This window comes from Streptacidiphilus pinicola (assembly GCF_003258295.1).
Lineage (GTDB): Bacteria > Actinomycetota > Actinomycetes > Streptomycetales > Streptomycetaceae > Streptacidiphilus > Streptacidiphilus pinicola.
This window is the reverse complement of sequence record NZ_QKYN01000143.1, coordinates 1-3114: the sequence shown is the minus strand read 5'-3', so window position 1 is coordinate 3114 and position 3114 is coordinate 1. Positions and strand designations below refer to the sequence as shown.

Below are 3114 nucleotides of genomic sequence, written 5' to 3'. Positions count from 1 at the left end.
ACGCCGCGCGCGGCGTGTGGGCGCGCCGGCACGGCCTGGTCTCGGTGCTGACGGTGCCCGTCACCGCGCGCGAGACGACCCTCGGGGTCGTCGTCCTGTGCCGTCTCGGTGCGGCCGCGCCGTTCAGCCCCGACGAGCAGTCGATCGCCGAGGAGCTGGTGGCGCACGCCGCGATCTGCCTGGACAACGCCCGCCGCTTCACCCGCGAGCGGACCACCGCGCTCACCCTCCAGCACAGCCTGCTGCAACAGCGGCCGCCCAGACAGGCCGCCGTCGAGGTCGCCACCCGCTACGTCCCCGCCAGCGGGCAGGCGGGCGTCGGCGGCGACTGGTACGACGTCATCCCCCTCTCCGGCACCCGCGTCGCCCTCGTCGTCGGCGACGTCACCGGCCACGGCCTGCACGCCAGCGTCACCATGGCCCGCCTGCGCACCGCCGTGCGCACCCTGGCCGACGTCGACCTGCCGCCGGACGAGCTCCTGTCCCACCTCGACGATCTGGTGATCAGCCTCAACGCCGAGGCCGGCGCTTGGGGGTCCCCCCGGCCCGAGGCTGGGGGAGGGGTGGAGGACAGCGGCTTCGGCGGTGCGGATCCGCCGTTGGGCGCCGCCACGCTCGGCACCTCCCTCCTCGACGGCCAGGTCTTCGGCGACATAGGCGCCACCTGCCTCTACGCCGTCTACGACCCGATCGCCCGCCGCGTCGCGCTGGCCCGCGCGGGCCACCCCGTCCCCGCCGTGCGGCTGCCCGACGGGGACGTGGAGTTCCTCGACGTCCCGGCGGGCCCGCCGCTGGGCCTCGGCGGCCTGGCCTTCGAGACCGTCGAGGTGGACCTGCCCGCGGGCAGCCTGCTCGCGCTCTTCACCGACGGCCTGATCGAGTCGCGGCACCGCGACCTCGACGAGAGCCTGGCGCTGCTGGTCTCGGCGCTCACCCAGGCCGGCTCGGACCTGCTCGCGGTGAGCGAGCGCGTCCTCGGCGCGCTCACCCTGCACCGGCCCGAGGACGACGTCGCCCTGCTGCTCGCGCGCACCCGCGCGCTGGGCGCGGACCAGGTCGCCAACTGGGAGATCGCCCCGGACCCCGCCTGCGTCGCCGACGCCCGCCGTCTCGCCGCGCGCCAGCTGGCCCGCTGGGGCCTGGACGAGCTGGTGTTCGTGACGGAACTGGTCGTCAGCGAGCTGGTCACCAACGCGATCCGCCACGGGCGGCCCCCGATCCGGCTCCGCCTCATCCGCGACTCCGCGCTCACCTGCGAGGTCTCCGACTCCAGCAGCACCGCGCCCCACCTGCGGCGCGCCCGCACCATGGAGGAGGGCGGCCGCGGCCTCATGCTCGTCGCCCAGTGCGCCACCCGCTGGGGCACCCGCCACAGCTCCGACGGCAAGACCATCTGGGCCGAGCAGGCCCTCCCGACCGCGTAACGTGCACCCCCGGCCCGCACGGCCCCCACCGCTGCGAGGACCCCCGCGGAGGCAAAGCCACCCGGGCCTTCGGCCGGGGAGGTGCGCCGCCCAGGCGCGGGCGTCCTGCCGGGGCAGCGCCTGCCGGAGGCGGCGCGGGGCCCTTTCCTGCTACGTGGGGAACGCGGCTGCGGCTTCCGTGGCGTAGGCGCGGGCGTCCTGGAGGACCGCCTCGGTGCGTTCCGCGTTGTCGAGGGAGCGGTAGAGGGTCACGGACTCGGACAGGGCACGGGCGGAGCCCGCGTAGTCGTGGGCGGCGCGGCGGACCTGTCCGAGCTCGTGCAGGCTGCGCGCCGCGCCCACCGGCTCCCCGTGCTCGCGGTAGGTGTCACTGACCAGCGTCAGCAGCCGCGTGGCATCGGCCAGATCGTCCTGCGCCCAACGGACCAGCGCCAGGTCGTGACGGGTCAGCGTCCGTCCGTGCAGCTCGTGCAGCTCGTCGTAGATGCGCAGCGACGCCTCCAGCCGCTCGACCGCCTCGTCCCAGCGCTCGCGCCGACGGGCCAGCCGGCCGAGCGCGTGGAGGGTGTTGGCCTCGCCGACCCGGCTGCCCAGCACGCGGTAGGAGTCGAGGGCCTGCGCGAGCAGCCGCGCGGACGCGGGGAAGTCGCCGCGGGCCTCGGCGAGTCGGCCCAGGTCCCACAGGACGTTCGTCGTGCCGAGCCGGTCGTCGAGCCGCCGGTAGAGCACGAGGGCCTGCTCGGCCATGGTGTTGGCGCCCTCGGTGTCCTCCTGCATGCGCAGTGCGCGGCCGAGCGCCCACAGTGCGTTCGCCTCGCCGCGGAGGTCGCCGAGCTCTTGGAAGAGAGCCAGCGCCTCGCGGTGCAGCGCGCCGGCGGCCTCGTGCTCGTTGCGCATGTGCCGGCTGCGGCCCAGCTCCCACAGCGACTCCGCCTCGCCCAGCCGGTCGCCCAGCGACCGGTGGCGGCTCAGGGCCTGTTCGTGCAGCTCGCACGCCGCGGTGGCGTCGCCGGTGGCCAGTCGCACCCGGCCGAGCTCGCTGAGGCTGCGGCCCTCGCCCGCCGCGTCCTGGCGGGCGCGGGCGTCGTCGAGGGCCCGGCCGTGCAAGGTCAGGGCCTGCGCCCACAGGCCCTCGCGCTCCATGTAGGTCGCCAGGACGGGCGAGAGCACGGTGAGTGCGCCCGGCCGCGACCGGGGGGTGCGCGGATCGGCCGCGCAGGCCCACAGGTTCTCCCAGTCGCCGCGCAGCCAGGCCAGGCCGGCCTCGAAGTCCCCTGGCTCGGAGGCGGGGAGGGGGCTCGGCACGGGCGGGAGCGGCGGTGTGGGGAGGCTGCGGCGGGTGATCCGCTCGTTTGCCGTCCCGGCGGCGTGCAGGTAGTAGTCGATCAGTCGACCCTGCGCCGCGTCCGCCGCGTCCGCCGTGTCTCCCGCGGGCGGTGCGGCGGAGCGCGCGAAGAGCCGGACCAGGTCGTGGAAGCGGTAGCGGCCGAAACTCGGTTCCAGCAGCAGGCTGTGGTCCAGCAGCGCCTCCAGCCGGTAGGCGGCGGTGCGGCGGTCGCAGCCGAGCAGCCAGGCGACCGCGGTCGCGTCGAAGTCCGGACCCGGGATCAGCCCGAGCAGCCGGAAGAGCTGCTGCTCCGATTCCGGCAGGGCGGCGTAGGAGGAGGCGAAGACGGCCTCGACGGCGTCG

General features: G+C 75.9%; 2 protein-coding genes. One reads left to right on the top strand and one right to left on the bottom strand.

The annotated features are described in order from the left end of the window. The coding region (locus tag DN069_RS31445) for an ATP-binding SpoIIE family protein phosphatase (RefSeq protein ID WP_116513709.1) at positions 1–1424 on the top strand (1424 nt) is incomplete at its 5' end. A gap of 150 nt (positions 1425–1574) precedes the next feature. Here DN069_RS31445 and DN069_RS31440 read toward each other — a convergent pair. Continuing rightward, positions 1575–3114 (bottom strand): tetratricopeptide repeat protein (locus tag DN069_RS31440; protein WP_133260100.1); only part of this gene is annotated, 1540 nt, incomplete at its 5' end.